We start from the raw sequence: 26,669 nt of genomic DNA on the forward strand, positions 1-26,669 counted from the left end.
AATTATGAGCGGCATTCATTCAAGATGAGTTGATGCTTAGTCTCGTCACCCTCTAGCAGGATTTGAATCCGGATAGCTTGCCCTTACCACGCCCCTGCGGCTAGGATGTCAGTGAGTTACCGGTGTTTACATCCCGAAGATCCGCTTATTGGCAATGGAGCAATGCGTGTCTGAGCTAGTTGTATTCGAAGGTGAATTGGAACGTGCCAGTCGCGACGTCGGCGAAGTCGGGGCTGAGCTCGCCAACCCACGACTTGATGAGTGCCGTGCTGCCGAAGACCTGGCGATGCCGGGCGGCAGCCAAGCGGATCTTAGTTCTGTAATGGACGAGCTTGAATCGTTCATTCGTGACATGGCCAAATACTGCGACGAAACGAGTGAGGCTTGCTATTTAGCAGCCAAAGACCTTGCGAATACCGACGAAGACTTCGCAGCCATGTTCGACGCGATTCGCCTGGAGATGCAATGACAACCTGGGCCCACTTACGCGAGTGGCGCGATACACCTCTCGAGGGCGCATACCACGAAGCACATTACTTGCAGACAAAGCTCGAGCTGGCCGGCAACGACATCACTTCTGTGATGCGAAGGTTGTCGAGCAAGGGACAGACTGCCGATGCGCTTCGCGACTCGCTCTACGCGCTAGCGAACAAATCAGACGTCGCAGAGACTGCGCTGACTGCACTCATGCGCGCCCTCAACACTGCTGCGGAATCTGTGGAGCAGATCGCCTTGGAGGTGGAAGCAACCGACGCGCGAATTGCTGCCAACTCTCTTATAATCGACGACGCTGGCAATGTTGAAATTCAGGAGTGGCTGCGCAAGGCTATTAGTTCTGTTAACGATTCCACGGACATTCCTGCCCAAACTTCGTACTTTGGCAGTATTCAATTACTGTACGGCCAAGCCAAACGAGCGCAGTCGCTCGTTCAAGCAACGGTCAATCGCCTACTCCAGGAGGCTCAAGAAACTCGGGATCGATTGAAATCCAGCCTGTCCGAAGTCGTTTCGATCTGTACCAATAATCGGGTATCGGCAGAAGCATCGGGCAGTTCAGCGACGACCTTTGTTCTACGCCACGATGTGGAGCAGTGGAGTAACTATGACCCCGCCGCGGTACGGGCGATCTGGGATTCACTGAGCGAGGAACAACAGCGGCAGATCTTGTCGAGCTTCCCAGACATCATCGGCAACCTCCCGGGAATCCCGCTTGCAGTGCGCAAGGAAGCAAATGATCAGAACCTGCAAGATTTCCTCGATAAGAGCTACTCAGACCACCCAGATCTGGACGCTGAGTTGCAGCGAATCCATGACGAGGCCAAAGCAGAAAGTGGCACCGCATGGAGCCGCCACGGCATGATGTTCTTAACGGAAGAACAAGCAAAACAAATCCGATTGATTGAAGAAATCCGCGACAAAAGAAATGCTGCCGAGTATCTACTCGAGAGTGGCGGTGCAGTCAAGTTCGACCCAGACAGTGACAGCGTTATCGCAGTCAACGGCGACCTCAAGACCACCCCCGACCACGTGATTAGCTACGTGCCCGGAACCTCCACTGACTTTGGTAGCTTCTCGTCGTCAGGCATCACGCTGCTTCCTGAGGCAATCGTGGCGCAGCTCCAACGGCTCGATGAAAAAGCAGTAGTTTTCACCATCAAGGACGGCCCCTGGTCGACGTGGTCAGGAGAAGGTGCCAATTCGTCTCCAAACGAAATGCGCGAGCGCGGGGAGCGCGTCTATGACCTACAACGACTCATACAACTAGAAGATTACGGCGATCAAACTCAGACCACGGTTATCGGCCACAGCGCTGGGGTTACCAAGGGGTCAGCAGCTGAAGCGCAGGGGATGGTCGTCGACGAATCTATCTCGCTGGGTGGCTCATACCTGGTCGACGACTGGGTCGAGAACCCGAATACCGATTACGCTCACATCCAATACAAGAATGACTTTATAAATGCGCTTGACCCCTACACGCGTACACCACACAATAGACCGGAGTTTGCAAACATCACCCTCGAACCACATATCAACAACGGTGTGATTGAAGGGCACATTCGTGTTGCGCAAGGGCCCGAAACGAATGAGACCGGAATCCGCGCAATTATCAATGAGATCAAGAACTAGGCGAAAGCGACGCTAGCTTGACTGCCCAACGAAGCAATAACCGCCAAAGAAACAGAGCATTAACTACTACTGCCATATTGAGCATGGCATTAAGTGCTTGCAGTGGGGACACCGAACCGATCCCGCTGACCGCCGCTAACACAATGAAGTCACGATCACAAGAGATTCAGCAGGTGATCTACGAACTAATGCCGCCGGAGTATTTGAGCACTAACGATCTCAATTCTCCCTGGCAGGACGCGCCTGCGAGCCCGCTTCTCCCCTGCAAGCCCATCCTGTCTGCCGAGTCCTGGCAATCCGACGACAATTCCTCCGGATACCAGTACCCAGGCTCATTTTCCGCTCGCCTCGACGAAGGCGCCCCCGTCGAAGAAATCGTTGACCAGCTTTACCAGGACGTCATCCACTCCCCCGACCTGGAGTTCGCCCCCGACAGCATTCCTAAAGACCCTTCGAGCATGACACAGCTGATCACCGCCGACGGCTACCAAGTTCTCATCAGCTACGTTCTCCCAAGCGACAGCACCCGCCATATCGTCAGTGTTGACGTCTGGAGCCCGTGTTTCATTCCCGAAACAATGCCACCCGGCGGGAAGCTCTAGGCACACCGCCGCATAAGCGGGCGCACCAATGACTAGGCTCGTGCTATGCCCATCGCCATCGTCGATCTTGTGACTCACAGTCGCCTCGTACTGAAGCTGCGCAGCGGCTGGTTGAGGCTCCGCTCAGCCACGGCGGGCTCGACGCGATTCTGGAAGAGATCAGCAATTGAGACGAACTAATGACAAGGCTGGCGCGCATCGACCGCTCCGAACTCCGCGGCTGCCCAAAGTGCTGATCTCAGTAATTGCGATGATGTTTCTAACGGGATGCGGTGGGGGTACAGAGCCGACTCCGACTGCCGCAGCTACCGAGATGAAGTCACGATCACAAGAGATTCAGCAGGTGATCTACGAACTAATGCCGCCGGAGTATTTGAGCACTAACGATCTCAATTCTCCCTGGCAGGACGCGCCTGCGAGCCCGCTTCTCCCCTGCAAGCCCATCCTGTCTGCCGAGTCCTGGCAATCCGACGACAATTCCTCCGGATACCAGTACCCAGGCTCATTTTCCGCTCGCCTCGACGAAGGCGCCCCCGTCGAAGAAATCGTTGACCAGCTTTACCAGGACGTCATCCACTCCCCCGACCTGGAGTTCGCCCCCGACTCGATTCCCGAACACCCCACTAAACGCACCCAGCTTGTGAGCACCGACGGCCACCAAGTCATGATCAGCTACATGCTCCCCAGCGACTCAAGCCGCTACATCGTTAGCGTCTACGTCTGGAGCCCGTGTTTCATCCCTGAAACGATGCCACCCGGCGGGAAGCTCTAGACACACCACCAGGTGGGCATGCGCACCATGTGGACACCGCCTGTCGTGCATCCGCACGACACCCAACTAGACTCGGACTATGGCCATCACGATTGCGAATCTCGTCGCTGACCCCCAACTCGGCTTGAAACTTCGCAGCGGCGGCGGCACACTTCTGCAGCGGCCTGTGGAATGGGCAGCCGCAACTGAACTCGTCGATCCCTCACAGTTCCTCACCGGTGGCGAGCTGGTGTGCACCACCGGGATGCGGCTTCGCTCGATCCGCTCGATCCGCACCTTTCTCGAGGCGGTTCGGCAGGCGGGTTCGTGCGGGGTAGCATTCGGAGTGGGATTCACCCACACCGAGGTGCCCGAGGTGCTGCTCGACGAAGCGCGTCGCCGCGATCTGCCGGTGCTCGAAGTGCCAGCCAAGCTCTCATTCACCGCGATCGCCCGCAAGGTCGCCGCATCCCAGGCCACCGAAGAGTTTGCCCGACTCGAATCGCAGCACCGTCGCCAGCAGCGGCTGGTTGAGGCCCTACTCAGCGACGGCGGGCTCGACGCAATGCTCGACCGGCTCGGCCACGATACCGGCGCCCATATCGCGCTGAGCTTCAACGGCGAAATCGTGTCGGGCAGTCTCGAGGTTGACGACCCCCGGGTCGACGGCTGGGAGGCACTGCCCATTGCGGTAGGGTCGCGCAGTCAGGCCACCCTGCATGTCTCGCTGCCCCACACCAATCGCGCCCTGATACTTTCGGCGCGTTCGCTCATCGGGTTGCATCTGGCGCAGCTCACGCGCGATCTGCGCAAATTGCGCGAGCGTAACGGGCAGGTGCTCAGCGACCTCATCGAGGGCCGGCTGCCAGACGAACGCGTTACCCCCCGGCTCGAATCGATCGGCCTCGACCCGGCAACGAGCTACCGGCTGCTCGTGGTCGCCGATGATGGGAAGCGGCCCAATGCGCTCGCATCCCTGCCGTTGCCGTCATCGCTCGATGGCCTGGCGGCGGGGATGCATGAAAGCAAGCTGGCTGTGGCGGTTCCGGCCGCCCATCCCCCACGCAAAGCGGCCGAGGCGCTGCTGGCTGCAACCCGAGCCGCCGGTATCGGCGCCCGCATCGGCATCGGTGGCCCCTACCCCGCCGCAGCGTCACTGCGGTGGAGCTGGTTTGAAGCGATCGACGCGCTCGACCGCAATGCTGACGAGGTGATCTCAACCTCGGGCAAACTGTCGATCGCTTCGCTCATGCTTGCTGCCGCGAAAGCTCCCGTGCTCGAGTTCGCGGCATCGGTGCTCGAACCTCTCGAGCGTGCCGACGCCGAACACGGCTCACAGCTGGTTGAGACGCTGGATGCCGTGCTCAACCACTCGGGCGCGATCAACGAGGTTGCGGCAAAGCTCGGCACTCACCGCAACACCGTGCGCTATCGCATCGAGCAGATCTATCGACTCACGGGCCTCGACCCGCGCAACACCCCGGATGCGGTGCAGCTGACTCTGGCGCGCACCGCCCGGCGACTGAACCAGGGTTAGGCGGCAACCTCGGCGTATCGGCGCGGACGGAAAACCATCACGGCGGCAACCGTAATCGCAGCCGCGCCCACGCCGATCACAATATTCACCTTGGTCTGCTGGTTAAGGCGCATCGTTTCACAAGCGGTAAAGATGCGCTGCTGTTCGGTCTTGCTCATGTGCAGATTCCTTCCACCTTCAGGGCGCCGACCTCCAAGGTCACTGAATCGAGTAGCCCCCCATCGGTTGTTTTCCGCGCGGGTCGTAGGGGTGGTGCTGGTAGTCAAGCTGCCGCTCGTGTTGGTACAGAGCGTCACGACCGGCTTCGTCGTTCTGGACAAACAGGTCTCGAATCAACCGCAGCTGATCCTGGGCGAACTCAACCTCCCAAGCGAGTTCGCGCAGCAAACTCTCGAGTCGACTGCACACCGCGTTGATTTCCCATTTCGAACCGACACCCCCCGAACCAATACTTGCATCACGATCAAGCTCGTCATCAATCCTCATTGCATTCGAACGGTTCGCTGCCGTACTCAAGAAGCTCGCGATATCGGGAAGATAAACGTTGACGATATCGTCAACTGCATCTTCATCGATCTTGGTTACTGAATACTCGTCAGAGTGCGGCTCGGCCTTCGGGATACGTAGATCAAACTGTTGATATGAAGAGACCGTGGTGAGGTTGATTTCACGCAGCTTATCTGTCAGTTCCGACTCAATATCCCGGAGTGAGCCATTGAGCTTTTTGACTGAATCTTGAAAAGCAGACATTGCTGCCTCGTAGTCGGCCGCTGATGCGGCAGGTTCGTCTGCTTCGACAAGTCCGAGCTCGTCAATGAGACCAAGCACTACACCGACAGAAGAGCTCACGACCTTTGCAGGCGCGGGCAAGAAGTTGCCGATCATAGAGTTGGCGGATTTCACGAGCGTAAACAACAGTCGACCCGGACTGCCACCCATCTTGGCCACCTCGTTGAATCGTGCAGTTGATTGATTCAGCACCGAGATGAAGTCTTCTCGAGCCTGCTGAAGTGCACCCTGCTCGCCCGCCATTCCGGCGCCCGCGTTAATTGGCAACAGATAAAGATTGGTGACAACTGAGTCAAGCACACCAAGGAAGTTCTGTTTGAAAGCCGCAATAGTCTGTCCGGTCATCGACCCGAGATGACGCTCGATCTCTGCGATGCTCGCCTGCAGCCCAACACCACCACCCCCGTCAGCACCATCCGGGGCCAGGATGCTGGCCACCTCCGTAGCGGTGTCCATCACGCTTTGCAGCTTGCTCGGGTCGGGGAGCGACCGCCAGGGATCTACAACACTATCAATTGTGGCACGGATTTCAGCGAACCGAGCAAGGTATTGATCGTCCCCGACCTCGGGTCTACCCATTATCTCTATCGTACAGTAACCTCCTCCTACCCCATTCCTAGGGCGCTCGACAATCACCTGGTAGGTTTGCGCGTGTACCCATCGATACGAATCATCCCAGATCTCGCCTTTCAGCATTTCTTCGGAGTTCATCTCCACCCGCATGTACGCATCAATTGCAGCCTGCTTCAAGCTGCCCAGCACAGCATCTATCTCGGCACTAAAATCTGACACAGTTCCACCTCTTCTCGGCCCCACGATCATGACGCGGGCACCTGGCTAGTTGGGGCGCAATGTAGCAGATGCTTGAGTCCGGCTGGGATGCTACCGAGAACTGCGCGAAACGTTCGAACCGGCATCATCCCTACGGCTGATGCGCTACACGAGCCGCTGAAGCCAGCCGTTCTCGTCGGTTTCGAGGCCGTTCTGGATGCCGGTGAGCTTGGCGCGAATCCGCATCGAGAATGATTCTTCAGTGATCGGCGGGTTCACGATCGTGAAATCGGGGGCACGCAGCTCGCCGATCGGCGAAATCACCGCGGCGGTGCCGATCGCAATCGCCTCCACGATCGTGCCGTCGGCAACACCCTCACGCCACTCGGTAATCGAAATCTGACGGCGCTCGACCCTGCGGCCCGCCTGCTCACACAGTTCGAGCACACTGTCGCGGGTAATCCCCGGCAGAATCGAGTCAGACTTTGGCGTGACCACGGTGCCGTCGGCATACACCAGCACCACGTTCATCCCACCGAGCTCCTCAAGATAGGTTTCGCTGCACGAGTCGAGGAAGAGCACCTGCTCGCAGCCCTTCTCGTAAGCAATTCGCTGCGGCAGCATTGAGGCGGCATAGTTGCCACCGCACTTCGCCGAGCCGGTGCCGCCGCGGCCAGCGCGCGAATACTCGGTTTCGAGCCAAATGTTCACCGGCCGCGTGGGGTCGCTGAAATACGAACCCACCGGGCAAGCAATCACCATGAACGTCGCCGTTTCGGCGGCGCGCACACCGAGGAAGTCTTCGTTGGCGATCATGAACGGGCGCAAATACAGCGACTGCTGCTGACCGTGCGGCGGCACCCAGCGCTCATCCACCTGCACGAGTTCGCGAATAGCCGCCACAAACAGCTCGGTGGGAAGCTCTGGCAGGGCGAGGCGGCGCGACGACGACTGCAGGCGGGCGGCGTTGCGCTCGGGACGGAAAGTGTGCACCGAGCCATCGGGGTGACGGTAGGCCTTCAACCCCTCAAAGATTTCCTGGCCGTAGTGGAACACCGCATTGGCCGGATTGAGGGTGAGCGGGCCGTAGGGCACGATGCGCGCATCCTGCCAGCCCGTGTCGATGTTCCAGTCGATCACCGCCATATGATCGGTGAAGTAGTTGCCGAAACCGGGGTTTTCAAACGCTTTGGCAAGGTCGGCATCACTTGCCGGGTTGGGGTTGCGTTCAATGCGGAAGTTCGCGGTGGTCATAATGCAGCTTTCGTGAAGGTAAAGAAAAGTGGTTATCGACGTTGCAGCTAGTCGGTTAGTAGCGCGGTAATAGCCGAACCGATTTCGCCGGTGGTGCGGGCCGGGGCGTCGATGCGGCCGCGCAGATCACGCTCACAGGCGGCCTCAACACGGTCGGCTTCGGCGGTGAAACCGAAGTGCCGCAGCAGCAGCGCCACCGAGAGAATGGCGGCCGTTGGATCGGCCTTGCCGGTGCCGGCGATATCGGGGGCCGAGCCGTGAACCGGCTCAAACATGCTCGGGAACTTACCCTCGGGGTTGAGGTTGCCCGATGCAGCGAGGCCGATGCCGCCCGTAACGGCACCGGCGAGGTCGGTGATGATGTCACCAAAAATATTGTCGGTCACCAACACATCGAAGCGTGACGGGTTGGTCACGAAGAAGATGGTGGCGGCATCAATGTGCAGATAGTCGACCATCACTTCGGGGTATTCGGTAGCCACCTCGTTGACGATGCGGTTCCACATCGTGCCCGCATAGACGAGCACGTTCTTCTTGTGCACGAGTGTGAGGCGCTTCTTGCGGGTCATCGCGAGCTCGAAAGCGTAGCGAACGGTGCGCTCCACACCGTGCGCGGTGTTGACCGAAAGTTCGTTGGCGATCTCGTGCTCGGTTCCCACGCGAACGCTGCCGCCATTACCCACATACAGCCCCTCGGTGCCCTCACGCACCACCACGAAATCAATTTCGCCGGGGTTCGCCAGCGGGCTCACCGCACTCGGCCACAACCGGGAGGGACGCAGATTGATGTAGTGGTCGAAGGCGAAGCGCAGCTTCAACAGCAGGCCACGCTCGAGGATGCCGCCAGCCAGCTTCGGGTCGTTAGGGTCACCACCCACGGCCCCCAGCAAGATCGCGTCATGCCCGCGCAGCTTCGCAAGCGAATCGTCATCGAGCACCTCACCGGTGGCGAGATAGTGCGAGGCACCGAAGGGATATTCGGTTTCAGTAAGCCGCACCGATTCGGGCAGCACCGATCGCAGCACCTTGCGGGCCTCACCAATCACCTCGGGGCCGATACCGTCGCCCTCAATAATGGCCAAATCTAGAGACTCGCGTGCCACACCGCATCCTTTCAGCGCTGAAGTTTGTTCTCTTTAGCCTACTCCGCTGCACCCAGCAGCTCGCACCCACAACGGCCGACGGCCCGCATCCGGAGATTGGATGCGAGCCGTCAGCAGACGCGCGGATACTAGAGCGTCAGCCCGAATACCAGCGCGAGCAGCGTCATCGAGGTGACCGTGATAAGCACGATGCCGGCCAGATTCAGCCAGACACCGCCGCGCACCATCTGCCCGATGGTCACATATCCCGAACCGTACGCAACCGCGTTCGGAGGCGTCGCCACCGGCAGCATGAACGCGCAGGTGGCCGCGAGCGCAACCGGCGCGGTAAGCAGCAACACATCCACGTCCATCCCCATCGCGATACCGGCGGCTACCGGGATGAAAGTGGCCGCAGTGGCAGTATTCGAGGTGAGTTCGGTGAGGAACAGGATGGCCGCCGCCAGCACCAACACAATCAACACAATCGGTAGCCCCGAGATGCCGCTGGCGAGCTGACCAATCGATTCGGTGAGCCCCGAAGTTTTGAACATGCCAGAAAGTGCGAGCCCGCCACCAAAGAGCAGCAGCACATCCCAGGGCAGTTCTTTAGCGCTCTGCCAGTCGAGCAGTTTCACACCGCGCTCGGCTCCAGCCGGCAGCAGGAACAGCAGCAGCCCGGCAAGCATCGCGATACCGGCATCCCCAATCGCGGGTTTCTCGAACACCAGCGGCACAGTGATCCAGGTGATCGCGGTGAGCACGAAAATGGCAAGCACGCGGATCTCACCGCTCGACATCGGGCCGAGCTTGTCGAGTTCGCGGCGAATCAGCTCGCTACCGCCGGGAATGTCCTTAATTTCAGGCTTAAACAGCACCTTCACCAACAAGAACCAGCACAGTACCATGAACGCGATCGAAAGCGGCACGCCCACGAGCATCCACTGCCCGAACCCGATATCAATACCGTAATTGTCTTGCAAGAAGCCAGCCAAGAAAGTGTTCGGTGGCGTGCCTATGATGGTGCCGAGCGACCCCAGTGAAGCGGCATAGGCGATACCGAGCATGAGCGCGGCACCGAAGTTTGATTTCAACGCGTCAGCGACCTCGGTGACGATATTGCCCTCGGCGTCGTAGGCCACCGAACCAGTCTTCGGGTGGTCGCTATCGGGATTGTGCAGTTCTTGGTTCACCAGCGACAGCACCGACATCCCGATCGGCAGCATCATCACCGCAGTGGCAGTGTTCGACACCCACATCGACAGAAAACCGGTGGCGATCATAAACCCGGCGATCATGGCACCGGGTTTGTTCGGCATAACCTTAATGACTCCGAGCGCGATACGCCGGTGTAGATTCCAGCGCTGCATGGCGAGCGCAAGGAAGAATCCGCCCATAAACAAGAAGATGACGTTGTTACCGTACGAGGCGCCGATCTCATCGAACTTAATCGGTGTGGGCTCACCATCGACCATCACCGGCACCGAAAGCGTTGGGAAGGCAACCAGCGGCACGAGCGCGGTGGCGGGAATCGGGATCGCTTCGGTCATCCACCACACCGCCATGAGGCCAGCTACCGCAGCGGTGAGCCGGGCATTGTGCTCGACCTCGTGCGGCAGCAAGAAAAACAGCGCGCACGCCAGCACTACACCCCCGGCAAAACCGACCCAGCGCACGGTGTTGCTACGCGAATCGATTCCCGGGCTCAGCTCACCCGGCGACTTGTGGTGGACGTCCCGTCCCTTAGCCGGATCAGGCCGAAGGTCTTCGAGATAGTCGGGCACTTTCGGATCTGTCATTACCATCTCCATCGATGTGATTGCGGCGCCATGACCGCACCTGGTCGCGGTCACGAATCACCGATTTCGGCATTCTAGCGTCCGTTATTCGTTCCCCGAAAGTGGAAGACGCAAGCACCAAGACGGCAGCAGGCAGCCTTGAGCCCGCTCTAACCGCGAATACCGTAGCGGTCACGCAGCGCTTTCTTTGAGCGAGCAGTCCCCTCCTGCTGCAGCGCCAAAAGCTCAGCATAGATACCGCCGGTGGTGGCCAGTTTGGCGGGCGAACCCACCTCATCAATTTCACCACGACGCAGCGTAATGATGCGGTCAACCGACGAGATCGTCGACAACCGGTGCGCGATAATCAGGCTCGTGCGGCCACGCATCAGCTCATCAATACCCGCCTGCACCAATCGCTCCGACTTGGTATCGAGCGCCGAAGTGGCCTCGTCGAGTATCAGCACCGGTGCATCCTTCAGCATGGCCCGCGCCACCGCAATGCGCTGCTTCTGCCCACCCGAAAGCTTCAGACCACGCTCACCAATAACCGTGTCGAGCCCCTGCGGCGACCGCGCAATAAATGCCCAGGCATTAGCACGTTTCGCCGCCGCAATCACCTCCGCATCACTGGCATCGGGGCGAGCATAGGCAATATTTTCGCGAATGGTGCCCGAAAACAGCGACGCATCCTGAAACACCACACCGATTTTTTCGCGCAGCTTCGCCATCTGCAGTTCGGCGATGTTGTGACCAAACAGCCGCACCTCACCGTCAGCAACCGGATAAAACCCGAGCAACACACTGACAATCGTCGACTTACCGCCGCCCGACTCACTCACCAGCGCAATCCGTTCACCGGCCGCCACCGAAAAACTCAGATCGCGGAGCACCGGGTCAGAATCGTAAGCAAAGTTCACGTGCGAAAACTCGATCGCCGCGGCGCCCGGCTGTGCCACCACATCATCGCCGGATGCTTCACCATCGAGCAGCTCCCGAGGGTCGGGGTCGAGCGCCATCACACTGAAATAATCACGCGACCCCGCCAGCGCGTGCTGCGCCGAATCAATAATAAAACTCATCATGGTCACCGGCTGCCGCGCCATATTCATCAGCTGAATGAGCAGCACCATCACACCCAGCGTGAACTGACCCTGCGCGGTGAGCACGAAAATAATCGCGTAGATGCCGAAGAAAATGAGGTTCAGTGCCGCCCGGCGCAGCGCATCCATCAAATGCCAGTGCCGAGACTGGTCACGAGTGACTGCAACCGTGCGCGCAAACCGAGCATGAAAATAGTCGCGTTCACGCCGCTCTTGCACAAACGATTTCACTACCGGCATCTGGCTCACCACCTCAGTGAACCGGCCCCGCGCCGCATCCACCTCGGCGTTCTTCTCACCCTCATACACCTGCCAGCGGCGCGAAGTGAGGGTGGTGAGCCACACGTAAACCGGGAAGATAACCAGCAGCAACAGCGCCAGCGGCCACGCATACAGCCCCGAAATCACCAGCACCGCGACAGTGGTGATGAGCATGGTGAAAAACGTGTTCGCAAACGCTTTCGCAAACTGCGTCACTTCGGTGATCGTGCGATCAAGACGCGAAACAATCGTGCCGGTGAGATTGTCATCGAAGTAACGCTGCGGCAGCTGCAGCAGCTTGTCGAAGTAGCGGTTCGACAGAATCTGCCGCATCCGCTCACTCATCAAATCACCAAACCATCCCCCAACCGAGGTGATGAGAGTGACGGCAAGCTCGGCACCCAAAAACGCAACCGCAAGCCACAGCGTGGTAACAATCCCGTCAGCAAACTCGACCCGGCCATTGACGATACTGACGATGACATCGGTTGCGGCCCCGATAATGAACGGCACCGTCAACGAGGCAATAGCTGCCGCCACCGAGCAGATCACGATGACCAGGTACAGGCCACGAAGCTCGCTCGTGAACCGCATAAGACGTAGTAGTGACCGCATCCAGGCGACTGTACACCGCGACGGCACAGCGCAATATTTGCGCCACACCCACACCCCTGCCAAAATGACGAACGTTCAGGCGTTGTGCGCAACCGCCGTGACGGCGATGCGACGCAACACAGCGGCCAACCGCAGACAAAGGAGTGGCGAGTAGTGGCGAAGTATGACGTTGTCGAGACCCCGATCGCGCAATTGCGCCACGACCTCGAGACCGGCCAGGTCACGAGTGTCGAACTGGTGCGGGCCTACCTCGACCGCATCAATACCTACGACCGTGCCGGCATCCGGTTGAACGCAATCGTCGTCGACAATCCCGCCGCGCTCGCTGAAGCCGAAGCCTCCGATGCGCGCCGCCGCACCGGCACTCTGCTCGGGCCGCTCGACGGCATCCCGTTCACCGCGAAAGACAGCTACGCGGTACGCGGACTAACCGTAGCCGCAGGATCGCCAGCATTCGAACACCTGATTGCGGGCCGGGATGCGTTCACAATCGAACGGCTGCGAGCCGGCGGCGCGATCCTTCTGGGGCTCACCAATATGCCGCCCATGGCAAACGGCGGTATGCAACGCGGCGTATACGGTCGGGCCGAAAGCCCCTACAACGCCGACTATCTCACCGCCCCGTTCGGGTCGGGATCATCCAACGGCTCAGGCACCGCAACCGCCGCGAGTTTCGCCGCCTTCGGGCTCGGCGAAGAGACCTGGTCGTCAGGCCGCGGGCCAGCCTCGAACAATGCGCTGTGCACCTACACGCCCTCGTGGGGTGTGATTTCGATCCGCGGCAACTGGCCGCTCGTACCCACTATGGATGTGGTCGCGCCCCACGCGCGCACCATGGCCGACCTTCTCGAGGTGCTCGACGTGATCGTCGCCGACGACCACACCACGCGCGGTGACTTCTGGCGCGTGCAGCCGTGGATCACCATCCCACCGGTGCGCGAACTGCGCCCCGAAAGCTACCCGACGCTCGCCGCATCCAAACCCGGTGAAGTGCTGCGCGGCAAACGTTTCGGTGTGCCGCGAATGTACATCAACGCCGACCCGCTCGCCGGCACCGGCGACCAACCACGTTTCGGCGGCCCCACCGGGCAGCCCATCCAAACGCGCGCATCCATTATTGAGCTGTGGGAATCGGCGCGACGCGACCTCGAAGCCGCCGGCGCCGAAGTGGTCGAAGTCGATTTCCCAGTGGTGTCAAACTACGAAGGCGACCGCCCCGGCGCACCCACAATTGGGACGCGCGGGCTCGTACCCGAAGGTTATCTCGACCGCGAAATACTCGAACTGTCGCTGTGGGCCTGGAATGAGTTTCTGCAGGCCAACGACGACCCAAAACTCAACAGCATGGCGCAGGTTGATGGAGCGAAAATCTTCCCGCATCCAGAAGGAGCCCTCCCCGACCGGTATGCCGAACTCGACTTCGATGTGCAGGAATACACCCGCTATGCGCGCGCCAAGGGGGTGCCAGAACTCACCGAGATCCCGTTGATCCCCGAGGGCGTGCGCGGGCTCAACGAAACCCGGCGCATCGACTTCGACCAGTGGCTGGCCGGGCTGCAGCTGGATGGTGTGGTGCTCCCCGCCGTGGCCGATGTGGGGCCCGCCGATATGGACGTGAACGAGGCGTCAGCTGATCTGGGGTGGCGCAATGGCACCTGGGTTGCCAATGGCAATCTCGTGTGGCGGCACCTGGGTATTCCAACTGTGACGGTGCCCATGGGCACGATGGGTGATATCGGGATGCCCGTGGGGCTCACCTTCGCCGGACGCGGCTGGGACGACATTGCGCTGCTGCGGTATGGCGCGGCATTTGAAGCGCTGCGCCCCCGCCGCACCGAGCCGCCGCGCACCCCGCGGCTGTAGGTCTGCATCCCTGCCCCGACTTGCATCCCGACCCCCGCATCCCTGCCCCGGCTTGCATCCCGGCCCCGACTTTTGCGGAAATTTGTTTCCTGAAATCAGAAATTTGACTGCAAAAAGCGCCGAAAACCCAGATTTGTATGTCTTACGGGCATGTTTTGCAGCCAGGAAACAAAAATCCACAAGCAGCTGCAGCCAGGAAACAAATTTCCGCAGGGGTGCGTAGGTGCGGGAGTGCGGGCTGGATGCGACAGGGATACGGCAGGGATGCGACAGGGATACGGCAGGGATACGGCAGGGATGCGACAGGGATACGGCGGAGGTGCAGAGGTGCAGGAAAAAGCAGGAGGGCCGCGCGTGATGCGCGGCCCCGCTGTTCGGATGATCGCTAGCGAGCGACCGAACCGTCGGTGTAGTCGTCATCGGTTGACGACCACGAGAACAACTTGCGCAGTTCGTGACCGGTCTTCTCGATCGGGTGACCCTCGCCCTCAGCGCGCAGCTTCTTGAACTCCGGCGCGCCCGCATCCTGGTCGTCGATGAAGCGCTTGGCGAATGCGCCCGACTGGATGTCGACGAGCACTGCCTTCATGTTTTCTTTCACGCTCGGGTCGATCACGCGCGGGCCCGAAACGTAGTCACCGTACTCGGCAGTGTCGGAGATCGACCAGCGCTGCTTCGAAATACCGCCCTCCCACATAAGGTCAACGATGAGCTTGAGCTCGTGCAGCACCTCGAAGTAGGCGATCTCGGGCTGGTAGCCAGCCTCGACCAGGGTTTCGAAGCCGTACTGCACGAGCTTCGAGGTACCACCGCAAAGCACCGCCTGCTCACCGAACAGGTCGGTTTCGGTCTCTTCGGTGAAGGTGGTCTTGATGACACCAGCGCGGGTGCCGCCGATGGCCTTGGCGTACGACTTAGCGGTCTCCCAGGCGCTGCCCGATGCATCCTTCTCAACGGCAATGATGTCGGGGATGCCACGACCGGCAACAAACTCGCGGCGCACCGTGTGGCCGGGAGCCTTCGGCGCCACGAGAATCACGTCGACACCCTCGGGTGCCTGAATGTAGCCGAAGCGGATGTTGAAGCCGTGAGCGAAAGCAAGGGTCTTACCCGGTGCCAGGTTCGGCTCGATGTCGGCAGCGTAGAGCGAACGCTGCGTCTGGTCGGGGGCGAGGATCATGATCAGGTCGGCCCAGGCGGCGGCGTCAGCATTCGACTTCACCTCGAAGCCGTCTTCCTGTGCCTTCTTCACCGACTTCGATCCGTCACGCAGACCAATAACCACCTCGACACCCGAGTCGCGGAGGTTCATCGCGTGCGCGTGGCCCTGCGAACCATAGCCGATGATCGCGACCTTCTTACCCTGGATGATCGAGAGGTCGGCGTCGTTGTCGTAGTAAATCTCTGCCATTTGCTGTGCTCCTTGTAGTGTTCGATGTCTGTTGCGATAGCGAACGGTAGCCTAAGCGCGGCCCACGCGTTCGGTAATGGACTTCGGCCCGCGCCCCACTGCGATGAGCCCCGACTGCACGAGTTCGCGGATGCCGTACGGCTCAAGCATGCGCAGCAGTGCCTGCACCTTACCGCTGTCACCGGTGGTTTCGATGACCAGCGAGTCGTGCGTGACGTCCACCACGCGGGCGCGGAAAAGGTTGACCGCTTCAATCACCTCAGATCGTGTCTGTTTATCGACACGCACCTTGACGAGGATGTGCTCGCGTTCGACGGATGAGTCGGGCTCGAGCTCAACGATCTTGATCACGTTAACGAGCTTGTTGAGCTGCTTCGTGACCTGTTCGAGTGGAAAATTATCAACGTCAACAACGACCGTCATGCGAGAGAGGCCGGGCACTTCCGATTGGCCCACTGCGAGCGATGCGATGTTGAAGCCACGACGGGCGAAGAGGCCGGCGACTCGCGTAAGCAGACCGGGTTTGTCTTCAACCAGCAGCGAAAGAATGTGTTTCGGCATGCTTATCACTCCCCCTGGTATGCCGGGCTGGCGTCGCGAGCGTACTGGATAAAGCTGTTCGACACGCCCTGCGGCACCATCGGCCACACCATAGCGTCGGCCGATACGACAAAGTCGATGACCACGGTGCGGTCGTTGGTTTCCAGCGCCTGTTTGATGGCGTCGTCGATCTGGTCTTCGTGCTCGACACGCAAACCGAGCGCTCCGTATGCTTCGGCGAGTTTCACGAAATCGGGCACGCGAATCGATCCGTGACCGGTGTTGAGCTCGGTGTTCGAGTAGCGTCCGTCGTAAAACAGCGTCTGCCACTGGCGCACCATGCCGAGCGACGAGTTGTTGATGACAGCGATTTTGATGGGGATGTTGTTGACCATGCAGGTGGCGATCTCCTGGTTGGTCATCTGGAAACATCCGTCACCGTCGATCGCCCAAACGACCCGGTCGGGCTGGGCGACCTTGGCGCCCATCGCGGCCGGAACCGAATACCCCATGGTGCCGGCGCCTCCTGAGTTGAGGAATGATCCCGGGCGCTGCAGGGTGAGGAACTGTGCCGACCACATCTGGTGCTGCCCGACGCCCGTGGCGTAGATGGCTTCGGGCCCGGTGAGTTCGCTGATGCGTTCGATCACCTTTTGCGGTGCGATGAGCCCATCGGTGGTGGGCGTGTAGCCGCGCGGGAACTCGGTGCGCAGCCCGTCGAGGTAGTTCCACCACTTTTCGAGGTCGGCTCGTTCGGGGAATCGCTCGGTGCTGTAAGCCCGGTTGAGGTCGGTGAGCACCTCGTGGGCATCGCCCACGATGGGCACGTCAGCGAAGCGAATCTTGGAGATTTCGGCGGGGTCGATATCGACGTGCACGACTTTCGCGTCGGGCGCGAACAGTTCGGCCTTGCCGGTGACGCGGTCGTCGAATCGCGCGCCGATCGTGAACACCAGGTCGGCCTCTTGCAACGCGAGCACCGCGGGAACGGTGCCGTGCATCCCCGGCATACCGAGCATTTGCGGGTGGCCGTCGGGGAACGCACCGCGGGCCATGAGCGTGGTCACCACCGGTGCACCGGTGCGTTCGGCGAATTCGATGAGTTCGGCGGATGCGCCGGCACGGATGATGCCACCACCGGCGTAGATCACGGGTTTCGTTGCCTGGGCGATTGCTTCGCAGGCGGCCAGAATCTGTTTGCCGTGTGCCTTGGTGATCGGCCGATAACCGGGCAGATCAACCTTCGGCGGCCAGTGGAACTCAAACTCGCCCTGCTGGGCATCCTTGGTGATGTCGACCAGTACCGGGCCGGGCCGACCGGTGCCCGCGAGTTCGTAGGCCGCGGCCAGTGCCGCCGGAATCTCTTCGGGCGACTTCACCATGAATGAGTGCTTGGTGATCGGCATGGTGACGCCGACAATGTCGGCTTCCTGGAAGGCGTCGGTGCCCATGAGGGTTGAGAACACCTGCCCGGTGATCGCCAGCATCGGCACCGAATCCATATAGGCGTCGGCGAGCGCGGTCACCAGGTTGGTTGCGCCCGGCCCCGAGGTGGCGATGCACACGCCCACTTTGCCCGATGCGGTGGCGTATCCCTCGGCAGCGTGCCCGGCACCCTGCTCGTGACGCACGAGCACGTGGTTGATCGTGCGCGCGTCGAGAATCGCGTCGTATGCGGGCAGGATGGCACCACCGGGCAGACCGAACACATCGGTCACGCCAAGCAGTTCGAGTGACCGAACAACCGCTTCGGCACCGGTGATGCGTTCGCCGATACCTGCCTTGTCAGCTTCAGTTGACATGAACTATCTGCATTCCTGATCGTTAGTCGAATATTGCGGACGCACGCACCGGTGAGCGGCTGCCGACGTGTGGTGGTGGCAGCACCGGATGCACTATCCCGTAATCGCGCCCTCTGACGCCGAACGCACGAGCTTGGCAAATTTCGCCAAAACACCGCGCGTGTATCGCGGAGGAAGCGGTTCCCAGCCCTCTCGCCGGGTGGCAAGCTCGGCCCCATCAACGAGTAGGTCGATGGTGCGAGCTGCAATGTTGACCCGAATCAGATCGCCGTCGCGCACGAATGCAATCGGACCTCCATCCGAGGCTTCTGGAGCGACGTGGCCGATACACAGGCCGGTTGTGCCGCCCGAGAATCGTCCGTCGGTCAAGAGTAGTACATCCTTACCGAGGCCCGCACCCTTAATCGCGGCGGTGATGGCGAGCATCTCACGCATCCCGGGGCCACCCTTGGGGCCCTCGTAGCGAATCACCACGACATCGCCGTGCTTGATCTCGCCACGGGTGAGCGCATCCATTGCCTCACGTTCGCGCTCGAACACACGCGCCGGCCCCTCGAACACATCGAGGTCGAAACCGGCCGATTTGACGACCGCACCCTCGGGTGCGAGCGAACCTGAAAGCACCGATAGACCCCCGGTTGCGTGGATGGGGTTGTCGAGCGTGTGGATAACCTCACCGTCGAGCGGGTCGGGGTTGAGTTCTTGGAGGTTTTCGGCAACAGTTTTGCCGGTGCAGGTGAGCGCGTCGCCGTGAATTAGGCCCTCATCGAGCAGCGCCTTCATGACCACCGGGATACCGCCGACGTGATCGACATCGTTCATTACGTACTTGCCGAAGGGTTTCATGTCGGCAAGGTGCGGGACGCGGTCGGCGATACGGTTGAAGTCGTCGAGGGTGAGATCAACCTCGGCTTCGCGGGCGATGGCAAGCAGGTGCAGCACCGCGTTGGTTGACCCGCCCATGCACATCACCACGGCGATAGCGTTTTCAAACGCCTTCTTGGTGAGGATATCGGCGGTGGTGATGCCGAGACGCAGCTGGTTAACAACCGCCTCACCCGATTTGCGCGCGTAGTAGTCGCGGCGACGGTCGGCCGACGGCGGCGCGGCTGATCCGGGGACCGACAGCCCGAGCGCCTCGGCCACAGCCGCCATGGTGTTGGCGGTGTAGAAACCACCGCAGGCACCCTCGCCGGGGCAGATGGCTTCTTCGATCTTCTTGCGGTCTTCTTCTGACATGAGCCCGGCCTTACAGGCGCCGACCGCTTCGAAGGCGTCGATGATGGTGACATCGTCTTTGACGGTGCCGTCTGAAAGTCGCACGTGGCCGGGCATGATCGTGCCGGCGTAGAGGAAGACACTCGGCAGCTTCAGTCGGGCCGCCGCCATCAGCATGCCCGGCAGCGACTTGTCGCAGCCGGCCAGCAGCACCGACCCGTCGAGCCGTTCGGCTTCCATCACCACTTCAACCGAGTCAGCGATCACCTCGCGCGACACGAGCGAGAAGTGCATCCCCTCGTGCCCCATTGAGATACCGTCCGAAACCGAAACTGTGCCGAACTGCAGCGGGTAACCGCCGGCACTGTGCACGCCCTCTTTAGCGGCCTGGGCGAGACGGTCGAGCGAAAGGTTGCACGGCGTGATCTCGTTCCACGAGCTCGCGACACCAATCTGTGGCTTATCCCAGTCGTCGTCGCCCATGCCCACGGCACGGAGCATCCCCCGCGCGGCCGTGGCTTCAATGCCGTCGGTAACAGCGCGTGACTTCGGTTTCATATCGATCTCGTGTTCGGCCATGAACCCAGTCTAGTCGCGCCAGCCGACACCCTGGCTCATACGGTGTGGTCGCTATTGTCAGATTCGGCTTCGCGCGCGGCAAGCGCGGCACGTTCTTCCTCAACGCCGGTGGCACGCTCGGCACGCTGCACATCGTCACGCAGTTCATCCAGCGCAAGATCCACGCCGTCGTAGTGCCGTGAGCGATACCCGGCGCGGGCCAGCACAATGGATGCGGCCGGGGTGGTAAGCATCTGGAACACGATCACGAGCACCAGTAGCGGCACCAGTTCCCATTTGCCCTGCTGCAGCCCAAGCGCAATTAGCAGAAAGATCAGCCCCGATGATTGCGGCTTCGACTGCGAGTGCAGCCGGGTCATGATGTCATCAAAGCGCAGCAAGCCGATGCCGGCGGTCAGCGACATTGCGGCACCAAGAATCAGCAGAATCGCCGACAGCACATCCAGCCAAATATTTCCGCTCATTTTTTCCGCCTTCCGGCTCGCGAAGCAAAGCGCGCCACCGCGAGCGTGCCGACCGAGGCGGTCATCGCCAACCCAACCACCAGCGGCAGCGTGTGCAGGTGGCCGTTAATCACCATCTCGGCGATGAGCACGCACATCAGCACGGTGAGCAGGGTGTCGGATGCGGCCATCCGGTCAATAAGTGACGGGCCGCGAACGATACGAATCACCGACAGGATGGCGGCGGCAGCAAAGCAGCTGCCGATGATCAGCGTCACGATCATCAGTGCCGTAGCGCTCATGACTCCTCCTCCCACTCGGTTTCGTGGCGCAATCGGTCGCGCTCAACCGCAGCCTCGTATGTGCGCTGACGACGCGATGCCCACAGCGGCGGGTGATCGTGCTCGGCGCGCCAGCGATTGATGAGATGAAGGTCTTCGTGGCTGGCGAAGGCGAGCGCAATTGCGTCCTCGATGCGGTAGGCGGCCCGCCGTGCGGCAGCGATGCCCTCGGGCCCTTCGGCAGCGAACTGATGCAGATAGATGATGCCGCGGGTGCGGTCAACATCTACGACCACGCTACCGGGCACAAACATATTGATGAGCGCGGCGAGGGTGAGCAGCCAGTCGGAGCGGGCACGCATCCGGTAGGCGATGATTGAAGCTTTCGGTTTCGGTTGCGGACGGAGCGTGAGCCACGCCACTTCAAGCGATGAAAGCGCCACCCAGGCGATCACCCGACCGGCCAACACGATCAGCCACAGCGGATGGACGCGCTCGATCAGCTGCACGTTCGGCAATTGGAACAGCCACACCGCAACGATCGAAAACGCGATGCCGGTGACGATGCTGATCACATCGAACTGCCGCCAGAGGATCAGCCACACGCACACCAGCACAATCACCAACGGCGTGAATGTGCGCAGCCGTGAGGTTGCTCTCGTGGTTTCGTGATGCGGGGTCATGGTTTGATCCCCTCTTTGTCGGTGACCGCCTGGATATAGGCCCCCGAGTCACGCAGGTTCGCGCCGGCCTGATCAGCGATCGTGAACAGCGGGCCCGCAAAGATAGTGAGCGCCACAGTGACCGCGACCAGCCCCCCGGTGGCGAAGTTCATGAGCTTCGAGTTGTTGCGCTCCTCCCTGACGATATCGGCGTCAGGTTCTTCTTCAAGCACAACAGTCAGTGGCGATTCGACGTCACCCACTCCGTCGAGTTCGTGCCAAAACCCGAGATTCCACACGCGGATCAGCGCGTACAGCGTGAGCAGACTGGTGATGGCGCCGGCAGCGATCCCTACCCACACGAGCCACTGCGGCACTGCGAGCCCGGTGCCCTCGGCGCCGGCAATGAAGAGCGCGACTTTGCCGAGGAAACCAGAGAACGGTGGGATGCCGCCGAGGTTGAGCATCGGGATGAAAAACAGCACCGCCACGGTGGGGGCGCGTTTGAGCATCCCGCCCAGGTGCGTGATCGTCGAGGTTCCGGCCACACGCTCGATCAGACCGGTGACCAAGAACAGTGTCGCCTGCACCAGAATGTGGTGCATGATGTAGTACACCGTCGCCGACCAGCCGCTCTCGGTGCCCAGCGCGATACCAAAAATCATGTATCCGATGTGGCTGATGAGGATGAATGAGAGCATCCGGCGAATACCCGCCTGTGCCACCGCACCGAAGATTCCAACGAGCATCGTGGCGATCGCCACCACCATCAGCAGCACCGAAATATCGTTCGCCGCGAAGATGAGCGATTCGGTGCGCAGGATGGCGTACACACCCACTTTGGTGAGCAAACCGGCAAACACCGCGGTGACCGGCGCCGGTGCCGACGGATACGAGTCGGGCAGCCAGAACGACAGCGGAAAAAGCGCCGCCTTAATCGCAAACCCAACCAGCAGCATCAGGTGCAATACCAGCTGCACTTCGCTGGGAAGCGCCCCCACCCGAGCTGAGATGGTGGCCATATTGACAGTGCCGGTGGCCGCAAAAATCATGGCGATAGCGATGAGGAACAGCACCGATGACACCAGCGAAACAATGATGTAGGTGACGCCGGCTCGGATGCGGGTCACGGTGCCGCCGAGCGTGATAAGCACGAAGCTTGCCACCAGCAGAATCTCGAAGCCCACGTAGAGGTTGAACAGGTCTCCGGCGATGAACGCGTTGTACACACCCGCTGCCAGCACCAGATAGGTGGGATAGAAGATCGAAACGGGGGTTTCTTCTTCGGTGTCTTCGTCAGCGTGATCAACGTTGCCCTGCCCGATCGAGAAGACCATCACCGCCAGCAGCACAAGGCTGGTGATCACGACCATGAGTGCCGAGAGCCGGTCGACGACGAGTGAAATGCCGAATGGTGCCGCCCAGCCGCCCACCTGCATCACCAGGGGCTGCCCGGTTGTCTGCACCGCCAGCAGCAGTGCCACTGCCACCCCGAGGCTGACGACCATGCTCAGCGAGGCAATCGTGATCTGCATCCGCCTGCGGCGCCCCGCTGTCAGGGTGAGCGCGGCACCAAAGAGCGGTGTCAGCACAATCAGAGGAACGAGCGCGTTCATTTGAGCTCCTCCTCATCAAGTGCGATCTCCTGGTCTTCAGGCGTGGGTGATTCTTCGTCGCCCGGCAGATGTTCGGGTTCGAAGTCGGTGTCGCCGGCGTCGTCGAGGTCGAACACCTCATCGTCGGCTTCCACATCCACCTCGCGCAGTGAGACGTCCTCATGGTCGTCAGCCACCACGTCGGCGCGGGCCAGCGACCATGAGCGGTACAGCAGTGCCAGCATGAAGGCGGTGGTCGCCAGCCCGATCACGATGGCGGTGAGGATGAACGCCTGCGGTAGCGGGTCGGTGTAGTCGGCGGGCTCGGCTCCCTCGGTGGTCAGTGGTGCCAGTCCAGGCTTCCCCGCGGTGAGAAAGAGCAGCAGGTTGGTGGCGTTGGCTAGCAGGATCACCCCGAAAATCATGCGGGTGACGCTGCGCTCAAGCAGCAGGTACACACCAACGGTGTACATCGCCACCATGGCGATCAATAGCGCAATATCGAGGCTCATCGTGCACCCCGCTTCCGTTTGCGGGGGCTGCTAGCGCGCACCATTTGGATGCGGCGGGTGATCGGTTCGTCGGCCACCGGTTCGGCTCCGGGCAGCTCGCCCTCGTCGAGCACGGTGGCGGCGAGGTTTGTGGCGGCGAGGTTTTCATCCTCGGCCTGCGCGTCGAGTTCAGAGCCGAGCGAGCGCAGGATATCGAGCACCAGTCCGATCACCACGAGGTAGACACCGATGTCAAAGAACGTTGACGTAACAACCACGAAGTGGCCGATTACCGGGATCTGCTGGTCGATCCAGAACGAGGTGAGCGGTGGGTAGCCGAAAAATATCGGCGTGATGACGGTGATCGCCACCGTCACGATGCCAATGCCGAGCAGGCGTCCGGCATCAATGCGCACTGTGTAGTCGAGCTCTTCGCGGCCGCCGGCGAGATAGCGCGCCACCAGTGCGAGACCGGCCACCACGCCGCCAGCGAAGCCACCGCCGGGGTCGTTGTGCCCCGAGAACAGCAGGAATAGCGAGGCGATGAGCATCGCGTGGAAGATCACCCGCACCACGATCTCGACCACGATTGAGCGCTGGTCGGGGCCGATGGTGTGTCCGGCAAGTAGCCAGCCGGTGCGCTGACGCTCAGCTTCAAGGCGACGCTGCTTCGGTGTCAGGCGGGTACGCGCGAGTTCGCGCTCGCGACGCGACCGGCGCGCATCCAGGTATATGAGGCTCGCGATACCGGTGGCCGCTGCCACCAGCACGAGCAACTCACCCATCGTGTCCCAGCCACGAATATCCACCAGCGTGACGTTCACGAAGTTGTCGCCGTGGCCGCCCTCGACTGCGAGCTCTGGCAGCGCCAGCCCGTCGCTCGGGAATGCTCGCGACCCGAGCGCGATGATGGCAACCACACCCATCCCGAGGCCGACTGTCGCACCGATGGTCCAGCGCACCCAGCTGGAGAGGTTGCTGCCGAGTTTTGAGTGGAGGGCGGGAAGTCGGCGCAGCACAAGCACAAATACGACCATTGAGATGGTTTCGATCAGCGCCTGGGTGGTGGCGAGGTCGGGGGCTCCCGAAAGCGCGAAAACGGCCGCCATCGCGTAACCGGTAACGCCCACCAACACCATCGATTGGAAGCGTTTTGTTGAGACCGCAGTGGCGAACGAGGCGATCAGGATGATCACCAGCACCACGACGCTCCACCACGGCGTTCGCAGCGTGAGGTCGAGCTCAGCGAAATCAACCCGGGCAGCGCTGATCACGATTGAGAGCACCGAGACACCAAAAATCCACGCGAGGTATACCGGCAATGAACCGCGCTGAATCATCGCGGTGGCGCGAGCTGCCCCGCGGTCGACCAGGCGCATCGCCAACCAGTAGGTCTTTGAGCCATCAACCCACGCGGGCACGAGCGCCTGGATGCGCGCCACGGTGCCGCGACCCAAAAACATCATCACACCAAACAGCAGCGTGAAGGCCGATACCGCCAGTGCCGGTTGCCAGCCGTGCCACAGCGCCAGGTGGGCAAGGTCCCAAGAGTCGAGCGCTGGAACCGTGTCGGCATACACGGCAATGAGCCGGTCGATCCACTGCACGGCCGCCAGTGGTAGCACCACGGTGGCGGCGACGAGAGTGCCGATCACCACACCGTCAATTGCGGATGCGGGAGCCAGCTTGGTTTCGGCAAGTTCCGGATCGGGTTTGCGGGCAAAAGCACCGTAGAGGAATCGCAGCGTGTAGGCCACGGTAAAGATTGAGCCGGTCGCGGTACCCACCAGCGCGACGAGACCCCAGGCATCCCCGGTGCTGATGGCGTCAAAAAACGCACCGAACGCGGCCTCTTTTGCGACGAAACCCCACAGCGGCGGCAGCCCCGCCATCGACGCCGCGGCGATCACCGCAAACGTGGTGAGCACCGGCATGGCGCGGCCCACTCCCGAGAGTTTGCGAGCGTCGCGGGTGCCGGCGCGGTGGTCGATCGTGCCGACCACAAGGAAGAGCGCGGCCTTGAACAGCGCGTGCGCGATCACCATCGCAACCGCCGCGAGCGCCGCATCCCTGGTGCCAAAACCGGCGATGGTCATCATGAAGCCGAGCTGCGAAACCGTACCGTAGGCGAGTATGAGTTTGAGGTCGAACTGCCGCAGCGAGCGCCAACCGCCCACGAGCATGGTGAACACGCCGATGACGATGAGCGTTTCGCGGAAGCCGGTGATTTCACCGAAGCTCGGCAGCAAGCGCAGCACGAGATAGATACCGGCTTTCACCATCGAGGCGGCATGCAAATAGGCAGACACCGGTGTAGGTGCGGCCATTGCGCCGGGCAGCCAGAAGTGGAATGGCACGAGTGCCGATTTGGATGCTGCGCCCACCAGCACCAGCACCGCGGCGGTGCGCACGAATGGCGAATCGGGTAGCCCTGCGGCGACGATCTGCTGCAGTGAAGCGGTGCCGGCCGCCCAGTGCACCATCACGACCCCCACCAGCATGGCGAGGCCACCGAAGGTGGTGACCAGCAGCGCCTGCATGGCCGAACCGCGCGCGGCCCGGCGGCCCGTGTAGTGGCCGATCAGCAAGAACGACAGCACGCTCGTGGCTTCCCAGAACACGAACATGAGGTAGATGTTGTCGGCGGTCACCAGCCCCAGCATCACCCCGGCAAAGCCGAGCAGCACCGCAGCGAAGCGGCCGCGCCCCGGTTCATCGGTGCTGAAGTAGCTGGCGCAATAGGCCAGTACGAGCGCCCCGATCACCGTGACGATCATCGCGAATATCCAGCTGAGGGCGTCGATGCGGAAGCTCAGGTTGATGTCGAGCAGAGGAATCCACGGCACGTGCTGCTCGTAGACGCCACCGGCGATGACTGTGGGTGCGAGGGTGGCGAGCCAGATTGCGGCGGCTGCTGAAACCACACTGGCGATGATGAAAGCGCCGTTGCGGGGGATGTGGCGCAGGGCTGGCATGCTGATGCTTGCAATCAGAAAAACCGCGAGCCAAGCCAGCATGAGTCCCCCGTTCGTCGCGTTACCCACAACATCCTAACGGTTCGATGCAGCCGCATGATCCGGCCGTCAGTTCGCTCTACGCGAATGCACGGCATCC

22 protein-coding genes are annotated in these 26,669 nt (G+C 61.1%); 6 read left to right on the plus strand and 16 right to left on the minus strand.

The genetic code is table 11. The annotated features are described in order from the left end of the window. The first annotated feature begins 166 nt into the window (after nucleotides 1–166). The 5 genes from RQ865_RS03850 to RQ865_RS03870 all read left to right on the plus strand — a co-directional run bounded on the left by RQ865_RS03850 (nucleotide 167) and on the right by RQ865_RS03870 (nucleotide 5,017). Nucleotides 167–469: a hypothetical protein gene (locus RQ865_RS03850; protein ID WP_311477693.1), complete on the plus strand. Its 303-nt coding sequence runs from the start codon at nucleotides 167–169 to the stop codon at nucleotides 467–469. Continuing rightward, the gene (locus RQ865_RS03855; protein ID WP_311477694.1) at nucleotides 466–2,127 is read left to right on the plus strand and encodes a hypothetical protein; all 1,662 of its coding nucleotides are present in this window, start codon (nucleotides 466–468) and stop codon (nucleotides 2,125–2,127) included. Before RQ865_RS03850 ends, RQ865_RS03855 begins: the two co-directional genes overlap by 4 nt. Before the next feature lie 143 nt (nucleotides 2,128–2,270). Next, nucleotides 2,271–2,729 (plus strand): hypothetical protein, encoded by a 459-nt coding sequence (locus RQ865_RS03860; RefSeq protein WP_311477696.1) that lies wholly within the window; start codon nucleotides 2,271–2,273, stop codon nucleotides 2,727–2,729. Between the two features lie 313 nt (nucleotides 2,730–3,042). Continuing rightward, nucleotides 3,043–3,501, plus strand: a complete 459-nt coding sequence (locus RQ865_RS03865; RefSeq protein ID WP_311477698.1) for a hypothetical protein — start codon at nucleotides 3,043–3,045, stop codon at nucleotides 3,499–3,501. 79 nt (nucleotides 3,502–3,580) lie between these two features. Continuing rightward, nucleotides 3,581–5,017, plus strand: coding sequence for a PucR family transcriptional regulator ligand-binding domain-containing protein (locus RQ865_RS03870; RefSeq protein ID WP_311477699.1), 1,437 nt, complete (start codon nucleotides 3,581–3,583; stop codon nucleotides 5,015–5,017). Here the strand turns inward: RQ865_RS03870 and RQ865_RS03875 are convergent. The 6 genes from RQ865_RS03875 to RQ865_RS03900 all read right to left on the minus strand — a co-directional run bounded on the left by RQ865_RS03875 (nucleotide 5,014) and on the right by RQ865_RS03900 (nucleotide 12,670). Continuing rightward, complete coding sequence (locus RQ865_RS03875; RefSeq protein WP_311477701.1) at nucleotides 5,014–5,175, minus strand: hypothetical protein; 162 nt, start codon at nucleotides 5,173–5,175, stop codon at nucleotides 5,014–5,016. The two genes, RQ865_RS03870 and RQ865_RS03875, sit on opposite strands and share 4 nt — an antisense overlap. A gap of 40 nt (nucleotides 5,176–5,215) precedes the next feature. Beyond that, a complete protein-coding gene (locus RQ865_RS03880; RefSeq protein WP_311477703.1) occupies nucleotides 5,216–6,628 on the minus strand; it encodes a hypothetical protein in 1,413 nt (470 codons plus the stop codon). A 114-nt stretch (nucleotides 6,629–6,742) separates the two neighbouring features. Next, nucleotides 6,743–7,831 (minus strand): branched-chain amino acid aminotransferase, encoded by a 1,089-nt coding sequence (locus tag RQ865_RS03885; RefSeq protein WP_311477705.1) that lies wholly within the window; start codon nucleotides 7,829–7,831, stop codon nucleotides 6,743–6,745. A gap of 47 nt (nucleotides 7,832–7,878) precedes the next feature. Then, nucleotides 7,879–8,934, minus strand: coding sequence for a 3-isopropylmalate dehydrogenase (locus RQ865_RS03890; protein WP_311477707.1), 1,056 nt, complete (start codon nucleotides 8,932–8,934; stop codon nucleotides 7,879–7,881). Between the two features lie 128 nt (nucleotides 8,935–9,062). After that, entirely contained in the window at nucleotides 9,063–10,712 is a 1,650-nt protein-coding gene (locus tag RQ865_RS03895) for a DASS family sodium-coupled anion symporter (protein ID WP_311477709.1), read from the minus strand. 149 nt (nucleotides 10,713–10,861) lie between these two features. Beyond that, nucleotides 10,862–12,670 carry an ABC transporter ATP-binding protein gene (locus tag RQ865_RS03900; RefSeq protein ID WP_311477710.1) on the minus strand — a complete coding sequence of 603 codons (1,809 nt, stop codon included), beginning with the start codon at nucleotides 12,668–12,670 and terminating at the stop codon, nucleotides 10,862–10,864. A 153-nt stretch (nucleotides 12,671–12,823) separates the two neighbouring features. Between RQ865_RS03900 and RQ865_RS03905 the strand changes: the two genes are divergently transcribed. After that, entirely contained in the window at nucleotides 12,824–14,533 is a 1,710-nt protein-coding gene (locus RQ865_RS03905) for an amidase (protein ID WP_311477711.1), read from the plus strand. Between the two features lie 385 nt (nucleotides 14,534–14,918). Here the strand turns inward: RQ865_RS03905 and ilvC are convergent, their stop codons facing one another. From ilvC to RQ865_RS03955, 10 genes are all read right to left on the minus strand, one after another. After that, the gene (ilvC, locus tag RQ865_RS03910) at nucleotides 14,919–15,944 is read right to left on the minus strand and encodes a ketol-acid reductoisomerase (RefSeq protein WP_311477712.1); all 1,026 of its coding nucleotides are present in this window, start codon (nucleotides 15,942–15,944) and stop codon (nucleotides 14,919–14,921) included. Nucleotides 15,945–15,995: 51 nt separating this feature from the next. After that, entirely contained in the window at nucleotides 15,996–16,505 is a 510-nt protein-coding gene (gene ilvN / locus RQ865_RS03915; RefSeq protein WP_201521224.1) for an acetolactate synthase small subunit, read from the minus strand. 5 nt (nucleotides 16,506–16,510) lie between these two features. After that, nucleotides 16,511–18,286 carry an acetolactate synthase large subunit gene (locus tag RQ865_RS03920; RefSeq protein ID WP_311477716.1) on the minus strand — a complete coding sequence of 592 codons (1,776 nt, stop codon included), beginning with the start codon at nucleotides 18,284–18,286 and terminating at the stop codon, nucleotides 16,511–16,513. A gap of 93 nt (nucleotides 18,287–18,379) precedes the next feature. Then, on the minus strand, nucleotides 18,380–20,083 hold the full coding sequence (ilvD, locus tag RQ865_RS03925) for a dihydroxy-acid dehydratase (protein WP_311477718.1): 1,704 nt from the start codon (nucleotides 20,081–20,083) through the stop codon (nucleotides 18,380–18,382). Nucleotides 20,084–20,118: 35 nt separating this feature from the next. Then, nucleotides 20,119–20,547: a monovalent cation/H(+) antiporter subunit G gene (mnhG, locus tag RQ865_RS03930; protein WP_311477721.1), complete on the minus strand. Its 429-nt coding sequence runs from the start codon at nucleotides 20,545–20,547 to the stop codon at nucleotides 20,119–20,121. Continuing rightward, nucleotides 20,544–20,828 (minus strand): monovalent cation/H+ antiporter complex subunit F, encoded by a 285-nt coding sequence (locus RQ865_RS03935; protein ID WP_311477722.1) that lies wholly within the window; start codon nucleotides 20,826–20,828, stop codon nucleotides 20,544–20,546. The genes mnhG and RQ865_RS03935 overlap by 4 nt, the downstream gene beginning before the upstream one ends. Next, complete coding sequence (locus tag RQ865_RS03940; protein ID WP_311477723.1) at nucleotides 20,825–21,490, minus strand: Na+/H+ antiporter subunit E; 666 nt, start codon at nucleotides 21,488–21,490, stop codon at nucleotides 20,825–20,827. The genes RQ865_RS03935 and RQ865_RS03940 overlap by 4 nt, the downstream gene beginning before the upstream one ends. Beyond that, complete coding sequence (locus RQ865_RS03945; RefSeq protein ID WP_311477724.1) at nucleotides 21,487–23,085, minus strand: Na+/H+ antiporter subunit D; 1,599 nt, start codon at nucleotides 23,083–23,085, stop codon at nucleotides 21,487–21,489. Before RQ865_RS03945 ends, RQ865_RS03940 begins: the two co-directional genes overlap by 4 nt. Beyond that, complete coding sequence (locus tag RQ865_RS03950) at nucleotides 23,082–23,576, minus strand: Na(+)/H(+) antiporter subunit C (RefSeq protein ID WP_311477725.1); 495 nt, start codon at nucleotides 23,574–23,576, stop codon at nucleotides 23,082–23,084. Before RQ865_RS03950 ends, RQ865_RS03945 begins: the two co-directional genes overlap by 4 nt. After that, nucleotides 23,573–26,572, minus strand: a complete 3,000-nt coding sequence (locus RQ865_RS03955) for a Na+/H+ antiporter subunit A (RefSeq protein ID WP_311477805.1) — start codon at nucleotides 26,570–26,572, stop codon at nucleotides 23,573–23,575. The genes RQ865_RS03950 and RQ865_RS03955 overlap by 4 nt, the downstream gene beginning before the upstream one ends. Nucleotides 26,573–26,669 lie beyond the last annotated feature (97 nt).

Source organism: uncultured Gulosibacter sp., assembly GCF_963509965.1.
Taxonomy (GTDB): Bacteria; Actinomycetota; Actinomycetes; order Actinomycetales; family Microbacteriaceae; genus Gulosibacter.

What these genes read in the sequence shown, in the direction of transcription:
- RQ865_RS03885 (WP_311477705.1), bottom strand. Translation starts at nt 7,831, where the DNA reads ATGACCACCGCGAACTTCCGCATTGAACGCAACCCCAACCCGGCAAGT.
- ilvN (WP_201521224.1), bottom strand. Translation starts at nt 16,505, where the DNA reads ATGCCGAAACACATTCTTTCGCTGCTGGTTGAAGACAAACCCGGTCTG.
- RQ865_RS03875 (WP_311477701.1), bottom strand. Translation starts at nt 5,175, where the DNA reads ATGAGCAAGACCGAACAGCAGCGCATCTTTACCGCTTGTGAAACGATG.
- RQ865_RS03935 (WP_311477722.1), bottom strand. Translation starts at nt 20,828, where the DNA reads ATGAGCGCTACGGCACTGATGATCGTGACGCTGATCATCGGCAGCTGC.
- RQ865_RS03870 (WP_311477699.1), top strand. Translation starts at nt 3,581, where the DNA reads ATGGCCATCACGATTGCGAATCTCGTCGCTGACCCCCAACTCGGCTTG.
- RQ865_RS03945 (WP_311477724.1), bottom strand. Translation starts at nt 23,085, where the DNA reads ATGAACGCGCTCGTTCCTCTGATTGTGCTGACACCGCTCTTTGGTGCC.
- ilvC (WP_311477712.1), bottom strand. Translation starts at nt 15,944, where the DNA reads ATGGCAGAGATTTACTACGACAACGACGCCGACCTCTCGATCATCCAG.
- RQ865_RS03880 (WP_311477703.1), bottom strand. Translation starts at nt 6,628, where the DNA reads ATGATCGTGGGGCCGAGAAGAGGTGGAACTGTGTCAGATTTTAGTGCC.
- RQ865_RS03865 (WP_311477698.1), top strand. Translation starts at nt 3,043, where the DNA reads ATGAAGTCACGATCACAAGAGATTCAGCAGGTGATCTACGAACTAATG.
- RQ865_RS03950 (WP_311477725.1), bottom strand. Translation starts at nt 23,576, where the DNA reads ATGAGCCTCGATATTGCGCTATTGATCGCCATGGTGGCGATGTACACC.
- RQ865_RS03955 (WP_311477805.1), bottom strand. Translation starts at nt 26,572, where the DNA reads ATGCTGGCTTGGCTCGCGGTTTTTCTGATTGCAAGCATCAGCATGCCA.
- ilvD (WP_311477718.1), bottom strand. Translation starts at nt 20,083, where the DNA reads ATGGCCGAACACGAGATCGATATGAAACCGAAGTCACGCGCTGTTACC.
- RQ865_RS03860 (WP_311477696.1), top strand. Translation starts at nt 2,271, where the DNA reads ATGAAGTCACGATCACAAGAGATTCAGCAGGTGATCTACGAACTAATG.
- RQ865_RS03920 (WP_311477716.1), bottom strand. Translation starts at nt 18,286, where the DNA reads ATGTCAACTGAAGCTGACAAGGCAGGTATCGGCGAACGCATCACCGGT.
- RQ865_RS03900 (WP_311477710.1), bottom strand. Translation starts at nt 12,670, where the DNA reads ATGCGGTCACTACTACGTCTTATGCGGTTCACGAGCGAGCTTCGTGGC.
- RQ865_RS03895 (WP_311477709.1), bottom strand. Translation starts at nt 10,712, where the DNA reads ATGACAGATCCGAAAGTGCCCGACTATCTCGAAGACCTTCGGCCTGAT.
- mnhG (WP_311477721.1), bottom strand. Translation starts at nt 20,547, where the DNA reads ATGAGCGGAAATATTTGGCTGGATGTGCTGTCGGCGATTCTGCTGATT.
- RQ865_RS03855 (WP_311477694.1), top strand. Translation starts at nt 466, where the DNA reads ATGACAACCTGGGCCCACTTACGCGAGTGGCGCGATACACCTCTCGAG.
- RQ865_RS03940 (WP_311477723.1), bottom strand. Translation starts at nt 21,490, where the DNA reads ATGACCCCGCATCACGAAACCACGAGAGCAACCTCACGGCTGCGCACA.